Below are 20,820 nucleotides of genomic sequence, written 5' to 3' on the forward strand. Positions count from 1 at the left end.
CGAGTAGCGAGTAGCGAGTAAATTTTGAAGGGTTGGCGTTTAACGTCAATCCTTTTTTATTGCCTATAACACGGCGCTAGTAGAGATTCCCTACTCCTTCCTTCGTCAGTCTAGGGAATGACGGTTAAATATGAGTTTCGGTTTGTTCCGTCATCCTCCAGAGCGAGGAATGAGCTAATTGGGGATCTCTTACCTGCGAAACTCCAAATAACAGACACAAAAAAGCGGAGCCAAATGGCTCCGCTTTTATCGATAGAATGCAAAAAGAATTACTTCTTAGTAAGCTTCTCTTTAATACGAGCTGACTTACCAGAACGCTCACGTAGGTAGTACAACTTGGCACGACGTACTGCACCACGGCGTTTAACTTCGATGCTATCAACCATTGGAGAGTGAGTTTGGAACGCACGCTCTACGCCTTCACCGTTCGAGATCTTACGAACTGTGAATGCAGAGTGTAGACCACGGTTACGAATAGCGATTACAACGCCTTCGAAAGCCTGTAGACGCTCACGGTCACCTTCTTTTACCTTAACCTGAACTACAACAGTGTCACCTGGTGCAAATTTAGGAAGGTCTGATTTTAGTTGCTCTTCTTCAAGAGCCTTGATGATGTTGCTCATTTGTATAAATTCCTAGAATAAACTGATACTAAATTTAATAGGTTACTGCTTGCTTTTCGTTAAGAGCGTTGCTCTTTAATGAATTCAGCCAGTAATTGTTCCTGTTCGTCAGTCAGAGCTAGGTTTTCCAGGAGTTCTGGTCTTCTTAGCCAAGTTCGGCCCAACGATTGTTTTAATCGCCAGCGACGAATGTCCTTATGGTTTCCAGACTTGAGTACCGATGGTACATCTTTATCGTCTAGCACCTCAGGGCGCGTATAATGGGGACAATCTAGCAAACCATTTGCAAAAGAATCTTCTTCTGCTGAAGCGAAATCTCCAAGTACACCCGGAACAAACCGAGATACTGAATCAATCAGCGTCATGGCTGGCAGTTCGCCACCCGTCATCACAAAATCTCCAATCGACCATTCTTCGTCAACTTCAGATTGAATGATGCGCTCATCTACCCCTTCGTAGCGACCACAAATAAGAAGTAAATTCTCGTTTGTTGCCAGCTCTTCAACACCTTTCTGGTCGAGTTTACGACCTTGAGGTGAAAGATAGATAACTTTCGTCTTTCCCGGTGCTGCTTGCTTGGCCGTTGTGATAGCGTCGCGCAAAGGCTGAACCATCATTAACATGCCAGGACCACCACCGTAAGGTCTGTCATCAACAGTGCGATGTTTATCATGAGTGAAATCACGAGGATTCCATGTCTCAATAGATAAAAGACCTTTTTTAACCGCTTGACCTGTTACTCCAAAATCAGTAACAGAACGGAACATTTCAGGAAAAAGGCTAATAATGCCAACCCACATGTGTTCTCTCGCTCTGTAATTTGGAGTTAGAATCCAGGATCCCAGTCAACTTCGATCCGGCGAGCTTCGCGATCAACTTTCTTGATCACTTGCTCTTCAAGGTACGGTACTAACCGTTCCTTTTGGCCAAAAGCATCTTTAAGATTTGCTTTGATTACTAGAACATCGTTCGAGCCAGTTTCTAATAGGTCAGTGACCTCACCAAGGTCGTAACCTTTAGTGGTAAAAACTTGCATACCGAACAATTCGCGCCAGTAGAATTCATCTTCTGACAATTCAGGTAACGAAGCAGGGTCAATAGCAATTTCAAAGTTAGTCATCAGTTGCGCGTCTTCACGAACATCTAATCCCGCTAGCTTACACACATAACCTTGGCCATGACGTTTCCAGCTCTCAACTTTGTACTCAACCCACTTACCCTTTAGGTTTAAATACCAAGGGCTGTAATCAAATATGCTTTCAGCATTGTCTGTGTAGGAGAACACTTTGAGCCAGCCACGAATACCATAGGTAGACCCAAGTTTACCCATGACAATTCTATTGTTTTGCTCGCTCATAGTTTCTTTACCCTTCATCGACATAAGCTATTTCTCTTTAAAAAAGAATTAAGCCGCTTTTTGAGCGTCTTTAACTAGCTTAGCTACACGATCAGATAGAGATGCGCCTTGACCAACCCAGTGGTTAACACGATCTAGGTCTAGACGTAGACCTTCTTCTTGACCTTGAGCTGTAGGGTTAAAGAAACCTACTTTCTCGATGAAACGGCCAGTTGCAGCGTTACGGCTATCCGCAACTACGATTTGATAAAATGGGCGCTTCTTTGCACCGTGACGTGCCAAACGAATGGTTACCATGTCGTCCTCTTTGCTTTCTTAATAAAATAATTAACCCCAAGTATAAGTAAATAGCTTGGGGTCTCGTGCCAAATTAAAGCCCCGGAATTTTACTCTTATTCCGGTGCAATGCAAGGGCTTTAGCTATTTTTTCACCAACATAGCTTCCGTACACTTTCTGTGACACGGCTAACACTATGAAAAGTAACGTAGCTAAAGCTTACATTTGTAGATTATCGACCAAACGGGTTAAAGCCACCACCCATTCCGCCCATACCTCCACCGCCGCCCATCATGCCTTGCATGTTGCGCATCATGCCTTTCATGCCACCTTTCTGCATCTTCTTCATCATCTTCTGCATTTGGGTGAACTGCTTAAGCATACGGTTTACATCTTGTACCTGTGTACCAGAACCAGCGGCAATACGCTTTTTGCGGGAGCCTTTGATTAGGTCAGGGCGTTGACGCTCTTTCATGGTCATAGAGTTGATGATCGCTTCCATTTGCTTGAACATCTTGTCATCAACTTTATCTTTAACGTTATCTGGTAGCTGAGACATGCCTGGAAGCTTATCCATCATGCCCATCATGCCGCCCATGTTTTGCATCTGACCTAGCTGTTCACGGAAGTCTTCAAGGTCAAAGCCTTTCTTCTCTTTGAACTTCTTAGCCAGTTTCTCTGCTTTCTCGGTATCAACGTTTTTCTGTAGGTCTTCAATAAGAGACAGTACGTCGCCCATACCTAAGATACGAGAAGCAACACGATCTGGGTGGAACGGTTCTAGTGCGTCAGTCTTTTCACCAACACCCAAGAATTTAATCGGCTTGCCTGTGATATGACGAACAGACAGAGCAGCACCACCACGCGCATCACCATCAACTTTCGTCAAGATAACACCGGTTAGTGGTAACGCATCACCAAAGGCTTTTGCAGTGTTCGCAGCATCTTGACCTGTCATTGCATCAACAACGAACAGTGTCTCTACTGGTTTAATTGCAGTATGAAGCTCTTTGATCTCGCCCATCATCTCTTCATCGATAGCCAAACGACCCGCAGTATCGACAAGTAGCACGTCGTAGAATTTCTTCTTCGCGTGGTCGATTGCAGCGTTTGCAATATCAAGAGGTTTTTGATCAGCTGAAGATGGGAAGAAGTCGACGCCAACATCGCTTGCTAACGTTTCAAGCTGTTTGATCGCCGCTGGACGGTAAACGTCGGCAGACACAACCAAGACTTTCTTCTTGTCACGCTCAGTTAGAAGCTTAGATAGCTTACCTACCGATGTGGTTTTACCCGCACCTTGTAGACCCGCCATTAAGATAACGGCTGGCGGCTGCGCTGCTAGGTTAAGAGCCTCGTTAGACTCACCCATCACCGCTTCAAGTTCAGCTTGAACGATCTTAATGAATTCTTGACCAGGCGTTAGAGATTTAGAAACCTCAACACCCACAGCGCCTTCTTTTACGCGCTTAACAAAATCGCGGACAACGGGCAGTGCAACGTCGGCTTCAAGTAGCGCCATACGTACTTCACGCAGCGTCTCTTTAATGTTGTCTTCGGTCAGACGACCTTTACCGCTGATGTTCTTCAGCGTTTTGGATAGACGATCCGTTAAATTATCAAACATAGTTTTCTCTTCGCTCAAAACTGCGACTATTACTGTGAGTATACATTAGCGCGGATTAGAGTCATACCCGTTGTAGAGCGTTAATCATCCGTGCTTGTGATGTGAGACATTATTCACTTGGAATTGAATGAGGTTCGCCATAGCCCCAAAGAGCGATGCGAGGTATAATTCGCCAATTAGTAATCATTTAAATGGATACCATGGACAGTCTTATTGCGATCGCAGCAGCCTTTCTTTATACAATGGCGATTTCCACGATCATTCCAGGTCTCGTGCACCAAACAGGAATCCGTGTAAAAACGGTGTTTATCAGCGCATTACTTGCTCTAGCTTTCCATGCTTGGTTGCTTGGCGATTTGATTTTTAATGCCAGTGGTCAAAACCTCAGTATCTTGAACGTTGCTTCATTAATCAGTTTAATCATATCTGTGGTAATGAGCGGTGCCATGCTCAAAACCCGTCTGTGGTTTATCTTACCCGTCGTCTATAGCTTCGCTGCGCTGAACTTGATGGCTGCCACTTTTCTTCCAAGCACCTTCATCAAACATCTAGAGAATGACCCAAAACTGCTCGTGCACATATCTTTGGCTCTATTCTCATACGCAACGTTAACTATCGGCGCGCTATACGCCCTGCAACTTGCTTGGCTAGATCACAAACTTAAAAAGAAAAAAGCCTTAGTGATAAACCCTAACCTACCTCCTTTAATGATGGTGGAAAGACAGCTTTTCAAGATCATTCTGATTGGTAATGGCTTATTAACGGGTACTTTGTTGACGGGTCTCATCTTCGTGCAAGATATGTTTGCTCAAGGAAAAGCACACAAGGCTGTGTTGTCTTTTATCGCTTGGGTTATCTACTCCATTCTTCTATGGGGTCACTATCAGAAAGGTTGGCGAGGACAGAAAGTCACTTGGTTCGCACTGGCCGGCGCCAGCATGCTCACATTGGCCTACTTCGGTAGCCGCTTCGTCCAGGAAATCATCCTGAACTAGTCTGTAAAATAAAGGCAAGATCTCACATACCTTGCCTTTAAAATATTGAGTGCAATACATTCAATTGACATCTCGACCATGTTCGGTCATAAATTAATCAAGATACACAAATAGGAAAAGAATAGTTTTGGACGACATATCAACGGGTATCTTATTTGCGCTACTCGCGTGTCTCATTGTAATTTCTGGTTATTTCTCTGGTTCCGAAACGGGCATGATGTCCCTGAACCGCTACCGTTTAAAGCACTTGGCCAATACGGGTCATAAAGGTGCCAAACGTGTAGAAAAACTTCTGAACCGCCCAGACAGATTGATTGGCCTCATTCTCATCGGCAACAATCTCGTCAACATTCTTGCATCTGCGATCGCTACTATTCTTGGTATGCGCATCTACGGGGATATCGGTGTGGCTATCGCTACTGGTACCCTGACTCTCGTGATCCTCGTATTCGCCGAGGTAACCCCAAAGACTATCGCTTCTCTATTTCCTGAACGTGTCTCTTACGCCAGTAGCATCCTTTTGATGGTGCTGATGAAGGTACTGTCACCGTTGGTGATTTTAGTTAACTTCATTACCAATGGCTTCATTCGTATCTTAGGTGTCAAAGCCAGCCATGATGCAACCGACCACTTGAGCTCCGAAGAGCTTAGAACCGTGGTAAATGAAGCCGGTAGCTTAATCCCTCAACGTCACCAAGATATGTTGGTGTCTATTCTGGATTTAGAGCACGTCACCGTGAACGACATCATGGTGCCGCGTAATGAGATTACTGGTATCGACATCAATGACGACTGGAAATCGATCGTTCGTCAACTTACCCACTCGCCTCATGGTCGCGTAGTTCTGTACCGTGACCAAATAGATGAAGTGGTCGGCATGCTTAGGCTGCGTGAAGCTTACCGTCTGATGCTTGAAAAGAACGAATTCAATAAAGAAACCCTGTTGCGTGCCGCGGATGAGATCTACTTTATTCCTGAAGCGACACCACTCAATATTCAACTGCTTAAGTTTCAACGCAATAAGCAGCGCATCGGTTTGATTGTTGATGAGTATGGCGACATCAATGGTTTGGTTACATTAGAAGATATTCTAGAAGAGATCGTAGGTGAGTTTACCACCTCAATCACCCCAAGCTTATCTGAAGAGATTACTCCGCAAAGCGATGGCAGCTTCTTGATTGAAGGCAGTGCCAATATCCGAGATATCAACAAAGGCTTACAGTGGGCACTGCCTACCGATGGCCCAAGAACGCTGAATGGTTTGATACTGGAACACCTTGAAGATATTCCAGAGAGTCACCTCAGTGTTCAGGTTGCCAGCCACCCAATGGAAATTGTTGAGCTTGAAGAGAACCGCATCAAACTGGTTCGCGTGTTCCCACAGATCGTGAACGGCTAACTGAGATATCACTGAAGCTCACATAAACAAAAGACCCGGTTCATTAAACCGGGCCTTTTAGTATCTAACTCGCCCTATCTAGGGTAGCTATCAATGACTAGTCGATCTTAAGCTCTTGCAGCATAGACTCTGGCAGTGCCAGTTCATCATTCTTGTTTACAGAGATGCCTGCAGCGATGATCGCATTCGCGATCTCTTTCGCTTCATCCAAAGAGTGCATTGCCGCGGTACCACATTGGTATTCGTTCAGCTCAGGGATCTTATTCTGGTTCTCAACTTTCAGTACGTCTTTCATCGCTGCCAACCAACCGTCAGCCACTTGTTGCTCTGTAGGCGTACCAATCAGGCTCATGTAGAAACCCGTGCGACAGCCCATCGGTGAGATATCGATGATCTCTACATCTGAACCGTTCAATTGATTACGCATGAAACCAGCGTATAGGTGCTCTAGAGTATGGATACCTTTCTCAGATAAGATGTCTTTGTTTGGCGCAGTAAAACGCAGGTCAAACACAGTGATGGTATCCCCTTTTGGGGTTTGCATTGTTTTAGCAACACGAACGGCAGGTGCGTTCATGCGTGTGTGATCAACAGTGAAACTATCTAATAAAGGCATTGCTCTTCTCCATGACGGCTGGCTTTAGAAAAACCAGCTTCGATTGTCTTCTAGTTCTTTGCGGCACTGTTTCAGCTGCCATCCATAATCTTTTGCTTGCTGTTCAACTTTACGCGCCACCTTAATCAGCGATGGCTTGCTGTTGTATGACTTGCGCTTATAACCACCACGGCCTTCGTGATAAGCCAGATATTGGTTATATGGGTCCCATAGTGAGATGCCCAATTGACGACGCGTCTCGCTGGTATACCAACCGATGAACATCAATGCATCATCAAAGTTGGTTCTTGAACCACCGTTATTGGTCGCCTTTTGGAAGTCTTCCCAAGCAGGATCTTGAGCTTGTGCATAACCGTAGGCACTGCTTACACGCCCCCACGGTATAAAGCCAAGAATGTAATCTTTAGGTGGGCGCGCATCATGACGATAGCTACTCTCTTGTTTCACAAAAGCCATCGCAACGTTAATCGGCGTTCCCCATTCTTCTTGCATATCCAAGGCATCTTCATACCATGAAGGGTGCTCTCGAAAGATGCTACACAAATTATCTTGCTGCTTTGGCGGTGGCGTTGCACATCCAACCAACAGGCTAGAGACAACACCAACAGTCACTACAGGTAACCATTTACTACTCACTCGAGTAGGCTGACCTAATAAGGCTTGCTTCCTTTCCACCAAAGTCTCGCTATGCTTTTAAATACGAAAAATAATCCGCTAAGAAGCTATCAAAATCTTGAGTGCTTGCTTCTTCACTTTGTTGCTGAGCAATCACAGAACGTTGAACTTCTGCTTCCATCAACTCAGCTGAATATACTTTGTATTGGTGAGCTTTGTGTTGCTGAGCGTACGTTTTACCTAACGCGCAACCCACTTTACCTAAGCCGCCCAATTTTTTGGTCTCTTCTAGCAACTGGCCAGAAATAGTTAGCTCAGGGTTATCAATCCAAGCCTCAAGCGTATCGCATGTTTCTTGGTATGCACGACCGCCTTGTTCTGCGTCCATCATTTCGGCAATAGAGCGTAGATCTTTGAATACACGCTTCGCCCAATCTTGCAGAGACAAGCGCTCGCCATGACAACCAATTTGCAGCTCTAGACCAGCTTGACGACCTTCTAAGATCACCTTGTTCCAGTTGTCGCGCCAGCACTCAAGTTCGCAGTTATCCATCTCAGCAGAGTCTGTTAGTACACTCCACGTTAGGAATAGATCCAAGAAGCGAACTTGCTGTTCGGTGATACCGATTGAGCTGAATGGGTTTACATCGAGAGAACGCACCTCGATGTACTCAACACCTCCGCGAGCCAACGCTTCAGATGGCTTCTCACCACTTTTCGCGACACGCTTAGGACGGATTGGAGCGTAAAGCTCATTCTCAATTTGCAGTACGTTGCTATTTAGCTGACGGTATTCACCATCAACCTTAGTGCCAATTTCGGCGAATTCTTCTGATGGCGTACGAATCGCTTGATTCAAACCTTCAAGGTACTGACCCAGGCTGTTGAAGCCAATCTTCAATACACTTTGCGCACTGTTCGTGTAACCAAGATCACTCAGGCGCAGCGCCGTTGCTTTTGGCAGATACAATGTCTCACCAACCTTTTCAAAAGGTAGGTTTGTTTCTCTTCCTTTGATGAAAGAAGAACATAGCGCAGGTGAAGCACCGAAGAAGTATGGGATTAACCAACCAAAGCGGTAGTAGTTACGAATCAAACCAAAGTAAGCATCTGACTTAGATTCACAACGCGCTTCTTCAGTTTGCTCTCCAAACAGGCTATCCCAAAAGCTTTCTGGGAAAGAGAAGTTGAAGTGAACACCAGAGATAATCTGCATCAGGCTACCGTAACGACGTTTTAGGCCTTCACGATATAGGGTCTTCATCTTACCGTTATTCGAGGTGCCGTATTGCGCTAGCTGAATGTAATCTTCACTACCAACATAACAAGGCATAGAAAGCGGCCATAGTTTTTCGCCGTCTAACTTGGTTTGCGTGAAGTGATGGATATCAGACAACTGATTCAAAAGCGTCGGAACGTCGTTAGAAACAGGCGTGATAAATTCCAGTAGCGACTCAGAGAAATCGGTCGTTACCCATTCGTTCATCAACGCAGATCCCAAAGCCTCAGGGTGCGGCCCAGTAGCAAGGTGCCCATCTTCCGTGTAGCGTAATGTTTCCCTTTCAACACCACGACCAAATTGAGAGAAGGTCTTAGGGTTGGTTGCAACTTGCTTTAGTCGCGCAGCAAAATCAGTCAAAATTCAGTTCACTTATCTTATATTGTTCTGATTAGAACTATCATAAATTAGGTTGGAGGAGAAAAGTAGAGTCTCTTCCCTCCCCCTTTAATGTGTACTCTAACGAATGATTTCAAGCTCTTCTATTGGAATATCTAACTTTTCTAGTTGAGGACGAAGCGAAGTCGCGTCGCCAACAACAATTATTTGATAATCATTCGGGTCAAACCATTTCTTCGATAGCTCGTTTAACGTCTCTTTTGAAACCGTTTCAACTATCTGATTACGCTGTTGTAGGTAATCTTCATCAAGGCTCAATGCAACAATATTACTCAACAATCCAGCCTTTTGACTTGGCGTTTCGTATTTAAGCGCATCTTGTTGACCGACGGCAAGGCGCATAAATTTCACCTCTTCGTCAGTTAATCCACTCTGACTAAATTCATTTAGCTCATTAATAAACTCTTGAATCGATGGAACCGTCGCATTCGCCCTTACCTGCGCGCTAAATACCACTGCGCCAGTTTCACGAGTACTTGCGAAGTAACCGCTTGCACCGTAAGTGTAGGCTTTGTCTTCACGTAGGTTCTGGTTGATACGGCTATTGAAGTTGCCCGCTAAGTTAAAGTTAGCTAACTGGCTCAAATACAATTCACCCGTTGCATCAAACGGCAGGCCTTTACGAACCAAGCGAACAATGCTTTGCGGCGCACCCGGTTTATCGACTAAGTACAGGTGCTGACCAGAAAGCTCTTTGACGATCTGTGGACGCGTTAATGGTGCCGCATCGCCTTGCCACTCTTCAAAGAATTGTAGCTGTTTCCCTACCTCTTTCTTCGAGATGTCTCCCACAACAACAATATTGGCACCTTCTGGTGTGTAATGTTGCGCATAGAATTTTTTCACATCGTCTAAGGTCAATTTCGATAGAGATTCCTTAGTACCATCACTTGCACGAGCAAAAACAGTGTCACCAAACAGCACTTCACGGGTTGCTTGAGAAGCCATCCAACTTGGCTGCTGATGCTGATACACAACGCCTTCTAGCATCTGTTTCTTAACGCGCTCAAAATCTTGCTCATCGAACTTAGGATCGAATAGAACCTCTTGCACAATCGCTAAGGTTTGAGGCAAGTTTTTCTCTAGCGTCGAGACTGAAATATCTGTGGTGTAGCTGCCCGCACTAATGCTCACGCTGCTACCAAGTTTATCTAAGGTCGCTTGTAACTCTTCAACGGTTCGTTTAGTTGAGCCTTCTTCCATCATCGAAGCCGTTAGGTTCGCTAGGCCTTCTTGCCCTTTGCGAACATAGCGTTCGCCTGCAGGCAATTGAATTTGCAGCTGTACTGTCGGCGTTTCACTGGTCACGGTACCAATTAAGTCAGTGCCATTTGCAAAGTGCATGCGGTACAACTCAGGCATGGTCGCCTCAACACCAAAGTTCACTTCTGGCATCACACTGCGATCAAAGGTATCCGGTGCCTTTCTGAAATCCAGTTGATCTTCCGTCACCTTGCTGTATTCCGGCAACGTACGTGGTGGCGTGGTAAAGGTCGCTTCACGAACCGCCAAATCGAGCTTTTTCTTAGGAACCACACTCAAGGTAACCTTGTGCTTACCTTCGATGAAATCTTGGTATGCCTTGCTCACGCTCTCAGGCGTCACCGCTCGGATTTGATCGAGTTGTGATTCAATGCGATCAGGCTGACCATAGAAGGTTTGGTTCGACGCGAGTTGCGACACCTTACCTTTAACGCTTTGCAATGCAAAAACAGCATTCGCTTCGGCCATGCCAGTGATCTGGTCTAAACGCTCTTGCTCAACGCCCTCTTTCGAGAATTGCTCCAGGGTATCCATCAGCTCTTTATTGAGAACCGTCAAATCGCCTTTTTCACCTGAGTTGCCCATTGCATACACGTACATGGTACACGCCAACTCAGCACAATCATGGAAAGAGCCAGCGCTGACGGCCTTCTGCGTTTTTACGAGGTTTTGATATAGGTAACTGTTGGTACCTGAACCTAACACGTTAGACAATGCATTCAGTGAAGCTTGCGTCTCTTCACCGCGATACGTTGTTGGCCACCCCACCAGCACCATCGGCTGACGAATATTGTCTTCTAAGGTGATGTATTTATCTTCTGTTAGAACAGCAGGTTGCTTCTCTGCCGCCTTCACTTCAGGGCCTTGAGGAATTGGACCAAAGTACTTGTTAACCCATTCTAGCGTGTCATCAACGTCGATATCACCACCAATCGTTAACACGGCATTGTTTGGGCCGTACCAACGCAGGAAGAACGCTTTAAGATCATTCACGTCAACACGGTCAAGATCTTCAACATAGCCGATTGGTTGCCAAGAGTAAGGGTGACCTTCAGGGTAAAGCGCTTCGCCCATGCGTTCCCACATCAAGCCGTAAGGACGATTTTCGTAGCTCTGCGCTCGCTCGTTCTTGACCGTGCCTCTTTGAACCTCAAATTTCTTCTGAGAAACAGCATCCAACAAGAAGCCCATTCGGTCTGATTCTAACCACAACATTTTCTCAAGTTGGTTAGAAGGAACAGTTTCAAAATAGTTGGTGCGGTCACGGTTGGTCGTGCCGTTTAACGAGCCACCCGCTTCGGTAATGATCTTAAAGTGCTGTTGGTCACCAACGTTCTCAGAACCCTGGAACATCATGTGCTCAAAGAAGTGAGCAAAGCCCGACTTGCCAATCTCTTCACGTGCTGAGCCGACATGATAAGTTACATCAACATGCACCAACGGATCGGAATCATCAGGGGAAAGAATAACTGTCAGACCGTTTTCAAGCTGATACTTGGTGTAAGGAATCACTACTTTATCTTTAGAGGGCTTAACCTCTTCTAACAGAGTGACACCTTCAGGTAACGAGGAAAAGAAGGGCGTTGAGCTAGGTACATTGTAAGAACAGCCAGCAATGGCGATAAGAGAAAATGTACCAAGTAAAACCTTTTTCATAGGTTCTCCTTAGAAAAAACCGAAGTAGATAGCAGCAAGTAAGCTATAGCGAGCGGCTTTGCCAATCGCTATCAAAATAACGCTAGGGATGAATTTCATTCTTAGCCAACCCGCAGCGAGACACAAAGGGTCACCAATGATCGGTAACCAACTAAATAACAGTGTCCAGTAGCCATAGCGACTCAGCCAAGCCATAGCCTTATGACCATGCTTTTCAGATTGAGTTCGATTAGGCAACCACAAACCAATCCAATAGTTAGTCAGGCCGCCTAAGGTATTGCCTAATGTCGCCACTAGAATGATCGATGAGGTTGAAAACTGATCTAAGCTCAATGCAGCCACAAGGCTAGCTTCTGAACCACCGGGGAGTAACGTGGCACTCAAGAAGCCACTAATGAAGAGTACCCACAGCGCCGAGTCCGAGAACCACAGCGCGATATTTTCAAAAAGGGAGTTAAAAAATTCTAACACTGCCTATCAACTTTCTTGCATTTTAAGTAGCACCTTGCCTCTGGTGTGTCCGGTTTCAACCTGCAGGTGCGCCGACTGCGCCTCGTCTAACTGGTAGATACCTTGAATTTCTGTTTTGAGCAATCCGACACTGACAATGTAAAGCATGGTGTCCATTTGCTCAGGGGTTGGTTCAACCAGCATGCCTGATGCAGTAAAACCTAATAGTGTGGCTTTCTCACAGATAAGTTCTGCAGATAGAGTCGGCACAGTCACGACTCGCGCGCCATCTTTTAGGCACTTCAATGCATCAAGCGCTGTATCGCCACCGACCAAATCAATCAGCACATCGACATCTGATACTCTTTCTGATGCTGGCGCAAACCTATAGTTAATCGCGTGAGCACCTAGCGTCGCAAGGTAATCAAGATTGGCTTCGCTGCAGGTTGTGTAAACCTCAGCTTTTGCTGCCACTGCAATTTGAACCGCAAGGTGACCAACGCCGCCCGCGCCCGCTAAAATAAGCACGCGGTCGCCTTCTTTCACTTCGGCTTTGTTGAGCGCTTGTGCCGCGGTTTGACTCGCGAGTGGTAATGCAGCTGCCGCTTCTAAAGTGACAGAATCAGGAACCATACTTAGTGCCGCTTCTGGAACACACACATATTGGCTGTAACCGCCACCTTGCAGTGGAAAACCAATAAAGCCAGCCACGTTATCACCAACAGTAAAGCGTTCAGCCTGTTCGCCTAGCGTGACAATTTGCCCTGAAATATCGTAGCCAGGTACCCAAGGCAGGCTATCTTTGTTTTGTGCTGCCGCCCAACCAAGGCCCGCTCGGGTTTTGACATCAATCGGATTAATGCCTGAAAAGGAAACTTTAACCACCACTTCTCCAGCCTTAGGCTCAGGGATCGCACTGGTTTGAATACTTAGGTTTTCGACGCCGCCGAATTGAGTAATCGCAATCTGTTTATTTTCCATTTCCACATTTCCTTGATTGATAAAAGCCCTAGTGAGCAAGCACCCTAATTAATAAAAAGAAAGGGATGCGAAAGCATCCCTTTGACTATAAACCATTTAATAAGGCGAAGTTAACCGCTCATTCGTAAATTGACGACCAATTAACGTAACGATACATGACCCAGCAAATCCACTAGCCCACGAGAGCTAATAGAATACCCGCCGCAACCGCACTACCAAGTACACCGGCTACGTTCGGACCCATTGCATGCATCAATAAGAAGTTCTGAGGGTTTGCCTCAAGACCAACCTTGTTCACAACACGTGCCGCCATTGGAACCGCCGATACGCCAGCTGCGCCAATCAGTGGGTTGATGTCCTCTTTCGAGAATCGGTTCAACACCTTAGCCATCAATACACCACCCGCCGTACCGATACTGAACGCGACCGCACCTAAACCTAGAATACCCAGTGTTTCTAAGTTCAAGAACGTATCCGCTTGAAGCTTAGAACCAACCCCTAGACCTAGGAAAATAGTTACAACGTTAATCAGTTCGTTTTGAGCTGTTTTTGAAAGGCGATCAACCACACCCGCTTCACGCATTAAGTTACCCAAACAGAACATACCAACTAGAGGTGTTGCTGAAGGTAGGAACAAAATCGTCATCAGTAGTACAGCAAGCGGGAAAAGAATCTTCTCGGCTTTGCTAACGTGACGAAGTTGAGCCATCTTAATTTTGCGCTCTTCAGGAGACGTTAACGCTTTCATGATTGGTGGCTGAATGATAGGAACCAAAGCCATGTAGCTATAAGCCGCTACTGCAATGGCACCTAAAAGATCCGGAGATAACTTACTCGCCAAGAAGATCGCAGTTGGGCCATCGGCACCACCAATGATCGCAATTGACGAAGCATCGGCCATCGAGAACTCCATTCCTGGAACGTAGTTCAGCAAGATCGCGCCAAATAGCGTCGCGAAGATACCAAACTGAGCCGCAGCCCCTAGCCACAACGTTTTAGGGTTCGCAATCAACGCACCGAAGTCCGTCATCGCACCAACACCCATAAAGATCAGCAGTGGGAAAATACCTGTCTCAATACCAATGTAGTAGACGTAGTAGAGCAAACCACCTGGATCAGTAAACCCAGCATTTGGAATGTTTGCTAATACAGCACCAAAACCAATAGGCAGTAGAAGTAACGGTTCAAATCCTTTACGAATTGCCAAAAACAACAGTAAGCAACCAACCAGCATCATACAGATCTGGCCGAACTCAAAGTTCGCAATCCCTGTTTCAGACCATAAGGTCATCAATCCTTCCATGGTACTCCCTTACGCTAAGCTTAGTAGTGGAGCGCCTACAGTAACTGCATCGCCTTCTTTAACATTCAATTCTTGAACGATACCACCACGAGCAGCACGAACTTCCGTTTCCATCTTCATCGCTTCTAGGATTAGTAGAACGTCGCCTTCAGAAACCTCAGTACCCGCCTGAACGTTTACTTTAAAGATGTTACCCGCCAATGGAGCTGGAACCGCTTCAGCGTCAGACGCTGCTACTGGTGCAGCCTGAGCAGGTTTTGCAGATGGCGCCACCGATGTCAGTTCACCTTGTGGGCCAACTTCAACATCGTAAACTTGACCATCAACCTTCACGCTGTAGCTTTCAATACCACCAGAAGCTTGTACAGGAGCTGCAGCAACTGGAGCCGCAACTTCTAGCGTTGGTGCAGGTTCAAATGCTTCAGGATTACGACGGTTCTTAAGGAACTTAAGACCCACTTGTGGGAAGAGCGCGTAAGTCAGTACATCATCAACCGTATCTTCAGCTAGAGAGATACCCTCTGATTTCGCTTTCTCTAACAGATCCGTCGTTAACGTATCCATTTCAGACTTAAGTAAATCAGCAGGACGACAAGTAATCGGCTCTGCACCGTCTAGAACTTTCGCTTGCAGTTCAGCATCCACTTCAGCAGGAGCTTGACCGTATTCACCTTTCAGTAGACCAGCAGTCTCTTTCGTGATGCTCTTATAGCGTTCGCCCGTTAAGACGTTAATAACCGCTTGAGTACCGACAATCTGAGAAGTTGGTGTTACTAAAGGAATGTAACCAAGCTCTTTACGTACGAGTGGGATCTCTTCTAGAACTTCATCCATGCGATCGGCGGCGCCTTGCTCTTTAAGCTGGCCTTCCATGTTAGTTAACATTCCGCCAGGAACTTGAGCGATTAAGATGCGAGAATCGACACCTTTTAGCTGACCTTCCCATTTCGCGTACTTTTTACGTACATCACGGAAGTAAGCCGCGATGGGTTCGATTTGGTCTAGTTTAAGATTCGTGTCGCGCTCTGTACCTTCTAACATCGCAACAACCGTTTCGGTTGGCGTATGACCGTAAGTACAGCTCATTGAAGAAATAGCGGTATCTAGAATGTCGATACCCGCTTCAACGGCTTTAACCGCTGTTGCAGTCGATAGACCAGTTGTCGCGTGGCTATGCAGTGCTAGAGGAACGTCACACGATGCTTTGATACGTGTAATCAGCTCTTCTGCTTCATACGGCTTTAATAAACCTGACATATCTTTGATACATAGTGAGTGACAACCTAGGTCCTCTAGGCGCTTAGCCAAATCAACCCAAGTATCTGAATTGTGGACCGGACTGGTTGTGTAAGACAACGTACCTTGAGCGTGGCCACCAACGTCGATCGTTGCTTTCACTGCTTTTTCAAAGTTACGCACGTCATTCATCGCATCAAAGATACGGAATACGTCCATGCCGTTTTTATGGGCACGTTCAACAAATTTTTCTACTACATCATCCGCGTAGTGACGGTAGCCCAATAGGTTTTGACCACGCAGTAGCATCTGCATTGGTGTGTTTGGCATCGCTTTTTTCAGCTCACGCAAACGCTCCCATGGATCCTCGCCAAGAAAACGGATACACGAATCAAACGTCGCGCCGCCCCAAGTCTCAAGTGACCAGTAACCGACTTTATCCAGTTCTGCCGCAATTGGCAGCATATCTTCGATACGCATACGAGTAGCAAATAGTGACTGGTGCGCGTCACGAAGTACCACATCTGTGATAGCTAGTGGTTTAGACATGCTCATAAACTCCTTTTTAATCCTTTAAATACTACTTAGCAGTAGACGCACGGTATTGATGAACCGCGGCCGAAATTGCAGCCACTACCTGTGGACTAACAGCTGAAGGGTTTGATTGTGATTTTTGAATTTTTTTAGGTGCTGCGATCGGCTCTGGTACTTCTTCTGGTACCAGTTTTGACATCAACCGAACGAGGTAAACTAGAATAGTTAGGAAAATAAAGACAACGGACATCCCCGTTATCATTAGAGTCGCCGCATCTCCTAGCAGGCTTCCAATATTAGTCATGTTGCTTCCTTTCTTCGTCATCCTGACATACGTACAGGATTTCAGCGAATAGTGATCCCGACCCATGGATTATCTCGATTGGTAAAAGTTTGTCAATTTTGTTTAAGGTTCTGTTACGGATAACGCACACATAAGGTTAATTATTCGCCTATCAGATCACATAAATCTGTCAAATACGTCATTTTTAGATATTTAAACTGTGACTTAAACGGGGCTTTTCTGGGAATTGATATGAGAAAGGTGGAATAACAAAGAAGCAATCAAGAACTACTTTAAATACAACAAGTTAAACAACGAACAAATTTAACATTGTTGCAACAAATTTGCATCAGACATAAAAAAAGCCTCGTATAAACGAGGCTTTTTCTAATAATGTGGCGCGCTCTGGAGGATTCGAACCTCCGACCGCCTGGTTCGTAGCCAGGTACTCTATCCAGCTGAGCTAAGAGCGCACGGTTTTAATATCAATTCATTGTTACTAACAACAGATCAATATAAGGATTTCATTCTTATAAGAAAAAAGCCCTAAATAGTGGCGCGTCCTGGAGGATTCGAACCTCCGACCGCCTGGTTCGTAGCCAGGTACTCTATCCAGCTGAGCTAAGGACGCACGGTTTTCGATATCAGTATTTCCAATATCAGGAGTTCACAAGGAAACCCTAAAGAGTGGCGCGTCCTGGAGGATTCGAACCTCCGACCGCCTGGTTCGTAGCCAGGTACTCTATCCAGCTGAGCTAAGGACGCGCAGTTTTCGATATCGGTATTCCCAATATCAGGGGTTCATAAAAGAAACCCTAAATAGTGGCGCGCTCTGGAGGATTCGAACCTCCGACCGCCTGGTTCGTAGCCAGGTACTCTATCCAGCTGAGCTAAGAGCGCACGGTTTTAGTATCAATTCGTTGTAAACAACAACTCAATACAAGGATTTCTGTTCTTATAAGAAAGAAGCCCTAAATAGTGGCGCGTCCTGGAGGATTCGAACCTCCGACCGCCTGGTTCGTAGCCAGGTACTCTATCCAGCTGAGCTAAGGACGCACGGTTTTTGATATTAATTCTCGACGAACGATTTATCAATATCAGGATTCACATTCTTATAAGAACTAAACCCTAAATAGTGGCGCGCTCTGGAGGATTCGAACCTCCGACCGCCTGGTTCGTAGCCAGGTACTCTATCCAGCTGAGCTAAGAGCGCACGGTTTTAGTATCAACTTAGTCAATACAAGGACTTTCATTCTTAAAAGAAATAAACCCTTAAATAGTGGCGCGTCCTGGAGGATTCGAACCTCCGACCGCCTGGTTCGTAGCCAGGTACTCTATCCAGCTGAGCTAAGGACGCACGGTGTTCATTCATTAAGAATGAAGTTGTGAAATATATCACATTCTTCTTGCTACGAAGAAAAAAAAAGGCCATCGGCCTGTAATGAATGGCGGTGAGGGAGGGATTCGAACCCTCGATGCAGCTACAAACCACATACTCCCTTAGCAGGGGAGCGCCTTCGGCCACTCGGCCACCTCACCTAATTCATTATTCTCAAATCACTTACAAGTAAGAGAAGAGAGAATGGCGCGTCCTGGAGGATTCGAACCTCCGACCGCCTGGTTCGTAGCCAGGTACTCTATCCAGCTGAGCTAAGGACGCACATTTACATTGTCTAAATTGCTAATTTTAGACTCGCAAGAAATGGCGGTGAGGGAGGGATTCGAACCCTCGATGCAGCTACAAACCACATACTCCCTTAGCAGGGGAGCGCCTTCGGCCTCTCGGCCACCTCACCGTCTTGCGGAGGCACATATTACGTTTTACCGAAAATATGTCAAACACTTTATTGAAAAAAATTGGACAAAAACACTCAACCGTTTGCTATTTAATCAAAGCGCTTGCAAATTGAACTTGTAAGATTCAAATCGCGCTTTTTCCCTTAAAAATTAAGGTGAAAGATTGGCAATAATAAACAGCCGAAAACAATTATCTAATTTCTCCAGCAGCAAGTGCTACCGCTGATGGCACAATACTACGGGATGCGTATTTTCGCCATAGGGGAAGCGAATAAATCTTGAGTTTTGCCAAACAAAATACAGAGCAACAGTTCTGTTCAACCTTGTCTGTATCTCGCAGCATCACAAAGCATTCACTTCACCACTTTGAGACCGATCCGTTATCCAACCCATCTATGTCCCAATCAGTGTTTCGGTTCCCCAAGATCAAAAAAGGCTAGCAACAATGCTAGCCTCTTCTCTACGCAAAAGTATTAGTAGTTGCCAGATGCAACGTTACCATTACCTTTTTCAGCTTGAATGCGCATGTAGATCTCTTCACGGTGAACAGATACTTCTTTAGGTGCGTTAACACCGATACGTACTTGGTTACCTTTAACGCCTAGTACAGTAACTGTTACTTCATCACCAATCATCAGTGTTTCGCCAACGCGGCGAGTCAAAATTAGCATTCTTTGCTCCTTGAGTAATCTCTAAATTTATCTAGCTACGAGAGTATTATCCAACAAAAGTTATATTTTCGTAAACTATCGATTGAGTTTATTTAACCAAAATGCACTTCTTTTTTAGGATAACCCTGTGTTTCACGCGCTACGATGTATGCATTGTGTAATATGTTAGCAGCCATATCGACTTGCGTTGGTGATATCACCAAAGTTAAAGACTGCTGCTGCAATAAGTGATGCTGTACATCAATTTCGCCTTCAGACAACAATCCATGTGAACTGACCACAATTTCTTGTGTTCGGCTTCCTACCACAGTTAACAAACTAACCTGTTCACTATTACGGATTTTCTCAGCAAAAACTAGTTTTAATTTGGCACTTATGTCTTGTTTAATAATGAGTGCTGCCCGTTCTGTTTCCTCGATCACACTACAGACTTCGATCCCCAACAGTTGGCAATGTGAAATGAAAGACGGTAAATCTTCATTCAAACACTCGATACGCACCATATCTCTTTGGATGGCGATGCCAGCAATATCATTCAAACACTGATTACCCGCGATCAATGTGCCCTCGCCTTGTTCAAAGCTTGAAAGCACTCGCAATGACACGTTGTGCTGCCATGCATACTGAACACAAGGAAGGTGCAATACCTTAGCGCCTCGGCGAGCCATCTCTTCCATAGAAGGAAAGTCTAAAGTATCTAATTTCTGAGATTGTTTTACGACTCTAGGGTCACAAGAGTAAACACCATCTACATCAGTATAGATCTGGCATTCTTTCGCCTGCAAGGCACCTGCAAGCGCGACCGCTGTAGTATCTGAACCACCGCGGCCTAATGTCGTGATATCACCTTTCGCATTGAATCCTTGAAAGCCTGCAACAATAACAATCTGGTTGTCATCTAGCAGAGCTTGAATCGGAGCAGTATCAATACGCTCAATCGCTGCATTATTATGATTAGAATCCGTGTGTATCTTGGCTTGATAGCCAGTCATCGATGTCGCTTCATAACCTAACTTGTGTAACGTCATTGCTAACAAGGCCATGGAAACTTGCTCGCCAGCCGTTAACAACACATCCAGTTCTCTAGCGTTTGGTACGCTATCAACTTGCGTGGCTAAATTAACTAACCGATTTGTTTCACCAGACATAGCAGAAACGACAACCACGATCTGGTTCCCTTCATTTTTCGCTTCAATGATTTTTTCTGCTACATGATGGATTCGTTCAATTGAACCCACCGACGTTCCACCAAATTTCTGCACGATAAGAGGCATTTTCACCCGTCCTCACCTTCCCAAGACCAATGTCTATATATGACAAAAAAACACATACTCCGCGTCAGGGCGAAGCAATAAAAAATTAACCAAGGAGTCTAACGCCACCATTAGACTTCTTGGTTAATCTCAATCAAATCTTGTTTAAACACACTTCCAATAGGCAAATCGAGTAGGAGGAGGCC

18 protein-coding genes and 10 tRNA genes are annotated in these 20,820 nt (G+C 45.5%); 2 read left to right on the forward strand and 26 right to left on the reverse strand.

Annotated elements, in window-relative coordinates; translation table 11 throughout:
* Nucleotides 1–269: 269 nt before the first annotated feature.
* From rplS to ffh, 5 genes are all read right to left on the reverse strand, one after another.
* Complete coding sequence (gene rplS, locus AB4375_RS00750) at nt 270–623, reverse strand: 50S ribosomal protein L19 (RefSeq protein ID WP_004735514.1); 354 nt, start codon at nt 621–623, stop codon at nt 270–272.
* 59 nt (nt 624–682) lie between these two features.
* Nucleotides 683–1,423 (reverse strand): tRNA (guanosine(37)-N1)-methyltransferase TrmD, encoded by a 741-nt coding sequence (gene trmD / locus AB4375_RS00755; RefSeq protein ID WP_017061056.1) that lies wholly within the window; start codon nt 1,421–1,423, stop codon nt 683–685.
* A 26-nt stretch (nt 1,424–1,449) separates the two neighbouring features.
* Nucleotides 1,450–2,004 carry a ribosome maturation factor RimM gene (rimM, locus tag AB4375_RS00760; protein ID WP_017063236.1) on the reverse strand — a complete coding sequence of 185 codons (555 nt, stop codon included), beginning with the start codon at nt 2,002–2,004 and terminating at the stop codon, nt 1,450–1,452.
* Nucleotides 2,005–2,028: 24 nt separating this feature from the next.
* Nucleotides 2,029–2,277, reverse strand: coding sequence for a 30S ribosomal protein S16 (gene rpsP / locus AB4375_RS00765; protein ID WP_004410028.1), 249 nt, complete (start codon nt 2,275–2,277; stop codon nt 2,029–2,031).
* Nucleotides 2,278–2,489: 212 nt separating this feature from the next.
* The gene (gene ffh, locus AB4375_RS00770) at nt 2,490–3,884 is read right to left on the reverse strand and encodes a signal recognition particle protein (protein WP_010435884.1); all 1,395 of its coding nucleotides are present in this window, start codon (nt 3,882–3,884) and stop codon (nt 2,490–2,492) included.
* Nucleotides 3,885–4,084: 200 nt separating this feature from the next.
* Between ffh and AB4375_RS00775 the strand changes: the two genes are divergently transcribed.
* A complete protein-coding gene (locus AB4375_RS00775) occupies nt 4,085–4,879 on the forward strand; it encodes an inner membrane protein YpjD (RefSeq protein WP_019825854.1) in 795 nt (264 codons plus the stop codon).
* A gap of 127 nt (nt 4,880–5,006) precedes the next feature.
* On the forward strand, nt 5,007–6,278 hold the full coding sequence (locus AB4375_RS00780; protein ID WP_017068872.1) for an HlyC/CorC family transporter: 1,272 nt from the start codon (nt 5,007–5,009) through the stop codon (nt 6,276–6,278).
* A 97-nt stretch (nt 6,279–6,375) separates the two neighbouring features.
* Here the strand turns inward: AB4375_RS00780 and luxS are convergent, their stop codons facing one another.
* The 21 genes from luxS to AB4375_RS00885 all read right to left on the reverse strand — a co-directional run bounded on the left by luxS (nt 6,376) and on the right by AB4375_RS00885 (nt 20,635).
* Nucleotides 6,376–6,894 (reverse strand): S-ribosylhomocysteine lyase, encoded by a 519-nt coding sequence (gene luxS, locus AB4375_RS00785; RefSeq protein WP_017629423.1) that lies wholly within the window; start codon nt 6,892–6,894, stop codon nt 6,376–6,378.
* 24 nt (nt 6,895–6,918) lie between these two features.
* Complete coding sequence (locus AB4375_RS00790; protein WP_017629422.1) at nt 6,919–7,569, reverse strand: hypothetical protein; 651 nt, start codon at nt 7,567–7,569, stop codon at nt 6,919–6,921.
* A 10-nt stretch (nt 7,570–7,579) separates the two neighbouring features.
* On the reverse strand, nt 7,580–9,148 hold the full coding sequence (gene gshA, locus AB4375_RS00795) for a glutamate--cysteine ligase (RefSeq protein WP_017068871.1): 1,569 nt from the start codon (nt 9,146–9,148) through the stop codon (nt 7,580–7,582).
* 99 nt (nt 9,149–9,247) lie between these two features.
* The gene (locus AB4375_RS00800) at nt 9,248–12,106 is read right to left on the reverse strand and encodes a M16 family metallopeptidase (RefSeq protein WP_372050869.1); all 2,859 of its coding nucleotides are present in this window, start codon (nt 12,104–12,106) and stop codon (nt 9,248–9,250) included.
* Nucleotides 12,107–12,115: 9 nt separating this feature from the next.
* Nucleotides 12,116–12,577: a YqaA family protein gene (locus tag AB4375_RS00805; RefSeq protein WP_017059555.1), complete on the reverse strand. Its 462-nt coding sequence runs from the start codon at nt 12,575–12,577 to the stop codon at nt 12,116–12,118.
* 6 nt (nt 12,578–12,583) lie between these two features.
* Complete coding sequence (locus AB4375_RS00810) at nt 12,584–13,537, reverse strand: NADP-dependent oxidoreductase (RefSeq protein ID WP_372050870.1); 954 nt, start codon at nt 13,535–13,537, stop codon at nt 12,584–12,586.
* Nucleotides 13,538–13,709: 172 nt separating this feature from the next.
* Nucleotides 13,710–14,840 carry a sodium ion-translocating decarboxylase subunit beta gene (locus AB4375_RS00815; RefSeq protein WP_019825842.1) on the reverse strand — a complete coding sequence of 377 codons (1,131 nt, stop codon included), beginning with the start codon at nt 14,838–14,840 and terminating at the stop codon, nt 13,710–13,712.
* A 9-nt stretch (nt 14,841–14,849) separates the two neighbouring features.
* Nucleotides 14,850–16,625, reverse strand: a complete 1,776-nt coding sequence (oadA, locus tag AB4375_RS00820; protein WP_372050871.1) for a sodium-extruding oxaloacetate decarboxylase subunit alpha — start codon at nt 16,623–16,625, stop codon at nt 14,850–14,852.
* 31 nt (nt 16,626–16,656) lie between these two features.
* Nucleotides 16,657–16,914, reverse strand: coding sequence for an oxaloacetate decarboxylase subunit gamma (locus tag AB4375_RS00825; RefSeq protein WP_004741884.1), 258 nt, complete (start codon nt 16,912–16,914; stop codon nt 16,657–16,659).
* A 375-nt stretch (nt 16,915–17,289) separates the two neighbouring features.
* Nucleotides 17,290–17,366: transfer RNA gene (locus AB4375_RS00830), tRNA-Arg, on the reverse strand.
* A gap of 81 nt (nt 17,367–17,447) precedes the next feature.
* A tRNA-Arg gene (locus tag AB4375_RS00835) sits at nt 17,448–17,524 on the reverse strand.
* A 57-nt stretch (nt 17,525–17,581) separates the two neighbouring features.
* A tRNA-Arg gene (locus tag AB4375_RS00840) sits at nt 17,582–17,658 on the reverse strand.
* Between the two features lie 58 nt (nt 17,659–17,716).
* Nucleotides 17,717–17,793 (reverse strand) — tRNA-Arg (locus tag AB4375_RS00845).
* A gap of 79 nt (nt 17,794–17,872) precedes the next feature.
* A tRNA-Arg gene (locus AB4375_RS00850) sits at nt 17,873–17,949 on the reverse strand.
* An 80-nt stretch (nt 17,950–18,029) separates the two neighbouring features.
* Nucleotides 18,030–18,106: transfer RNA gene (locus AB4375_RS00855), tRNA-Arg, on the reverse strand.
* A gap of 67 nt (nt 18,107–18,173) precedes the next feature.
* Nucleotides 18,174–18,250 (reverse strand) — tRNA-Arg (locus tag AB4375_RS00860).
* An 89-nt stretch (nt 18,251–18,339) separates the two neighbouring features.
* A tRNA-Ser gene (locus tag AB4375_RS00865) sits at nt 18,340–18,432 on the reverse strand.
* A 44-nt stretch (nt 18,433–18,476) separates the two neighbouring features.
* Nucleotides 18,477–18,553, reverse strand: a tRNA-Arg gene (locus AB4375_RS00870).
* Nucleotides 18,554–18,596: 43 nt separating this feature from the next.
* A tRNA-Ser gene (locus AB4375_RS00875) sits at nt 18,597–18,689 on the reverse strand.
* 474 nt (nt 18,690–19,163) lie between these two features.
* Nucleotides 19,164–19,361, reverse strand: coding sequence for a carbon storage regulator CsrA (csrA, locus tag AB4375_RS00880; RefSeq protein WP_004415691.1), 198 nt, complete (start codon nt 19,359–19,361; stop codon nt 19,164–19,166).
* Nucleotides 19,362–19,453: 92 nt separating this feature from the next.
* Entirely contained in the window at nt 19,454–20,635 is a 1,182-nt protein-coding gene (locus tag AB4375_RS00885; RefSeq protein WP_017063224.1) for an aspartate kinase, read from the reverse strand.
* Between the last annotated feature and the right edge of the window lie 185 nt (nt 20,636–20,820).

It is taken from the genome of Vibrio sp. 10N.261.51.C6 (assembly GCF_041471785.1).
Classification (GTDB): domain Bacteria; phylum Pseudomonadota; class Gammaproteobacteria; order Enterobacterales; family Vibrionaceae; genus Vibrio; species Vibrio crassostreae_C.

Bases quoted from the DNA above. Each gene is read 5' to 3' on its own strand.
- rplS (WP_004735514.1), bottom strand. From the start codon at position 623: ATGAGCAACATCATCAAGGCTCTTGAAGAAGAGCAACTAAAATCAGAC.
- trmD (WP_017061056.1), bottom strand. From the start codon at position 1,423: ATGTGGGTTGGCATTATTAGCCTTTTTCCTGAAATGTTCCGTTCTGTT.
- rimM (WP_017063236.1), bottom strand. From the start codon at position 2,004: ATGTCGATGAAGGGTAAAGAAACTATGAGCGAGCAAAACAATAGAATT.
- rpsP (WP_004410028.1), bottom strand. From the start codon at position 2,277: ATGGTAACCATTCGTTTGGCACGTCACGGTGCAAAGAAGCGCCCATTT.
- ffh (WP_010435884.1), bottom strand. From the start codon at position 3,884: ATGTTTGATAATTTAACGGATCGTCTATCCAAAACGCTGAAGAACATC.
- AB4375_RS00775 (WP_019825854.1), top strand. From the start codon at position 4,085: ATGGACAGTCTTATTGCGATCGCAGCAGCCTTTCTTTATACAATGGCG.
- luxS (WP_017629423.1), bottom strand. From the start codon at position 6,894: ATGCCTTTATTAGATAGTTTCACTGTTGATCACACACGCATGAACGCA.
- AB4375_RS00800 (WP_372050869.1), bottom strand. From the start codon at position 12,106: ATGAAAAAGGTTTTACTTGGTACATTTTCTCTTATCGCCATTGCTGGC.
- AB4375_RS00810 (WP_372050870.1), bottom strand. From the start codon at position 13,537: ATGGAAAATAAACAGATTGCGATTACTCAATTCGGCGGCGTCGAAAAC.
- AB4375_RS00815 (WP_019825842.1), bottom strand. From the start codon at position 14,840: ATGGAAGGATTGATGACCTTATGGTCTGAAACAGGGATTGCGAACTTT.
- oadA (WP_372050871.1), bottom strand. From the start codon at position 16,625: ATGTCTAAACCACTAGCTATCACAGATGTGGTACTTCGTGACGCGCAC.
- AB4375_RS00825 (WP_004741884.1), bottom strand. From the start codon at position 16,914: ATGACTAATATTGGAAGCCTGCTAGGAGATGCGGCGACTCTAATGATA.
- csrA (WP_004415691.1), bottom strand. From the start codon at position 19,361: ATGCTAATTTTGACTCGCCGCGTTGGCGAAACACTGATGATTGGTGAT.
- AB4375_RS00885 (WP_017063224.1), bottom strand. From the start codon at position 20,635: ATGCCTCTTATCGTGCAGAAATTTGGTGGAACGTCGGTGGGTTCAATT.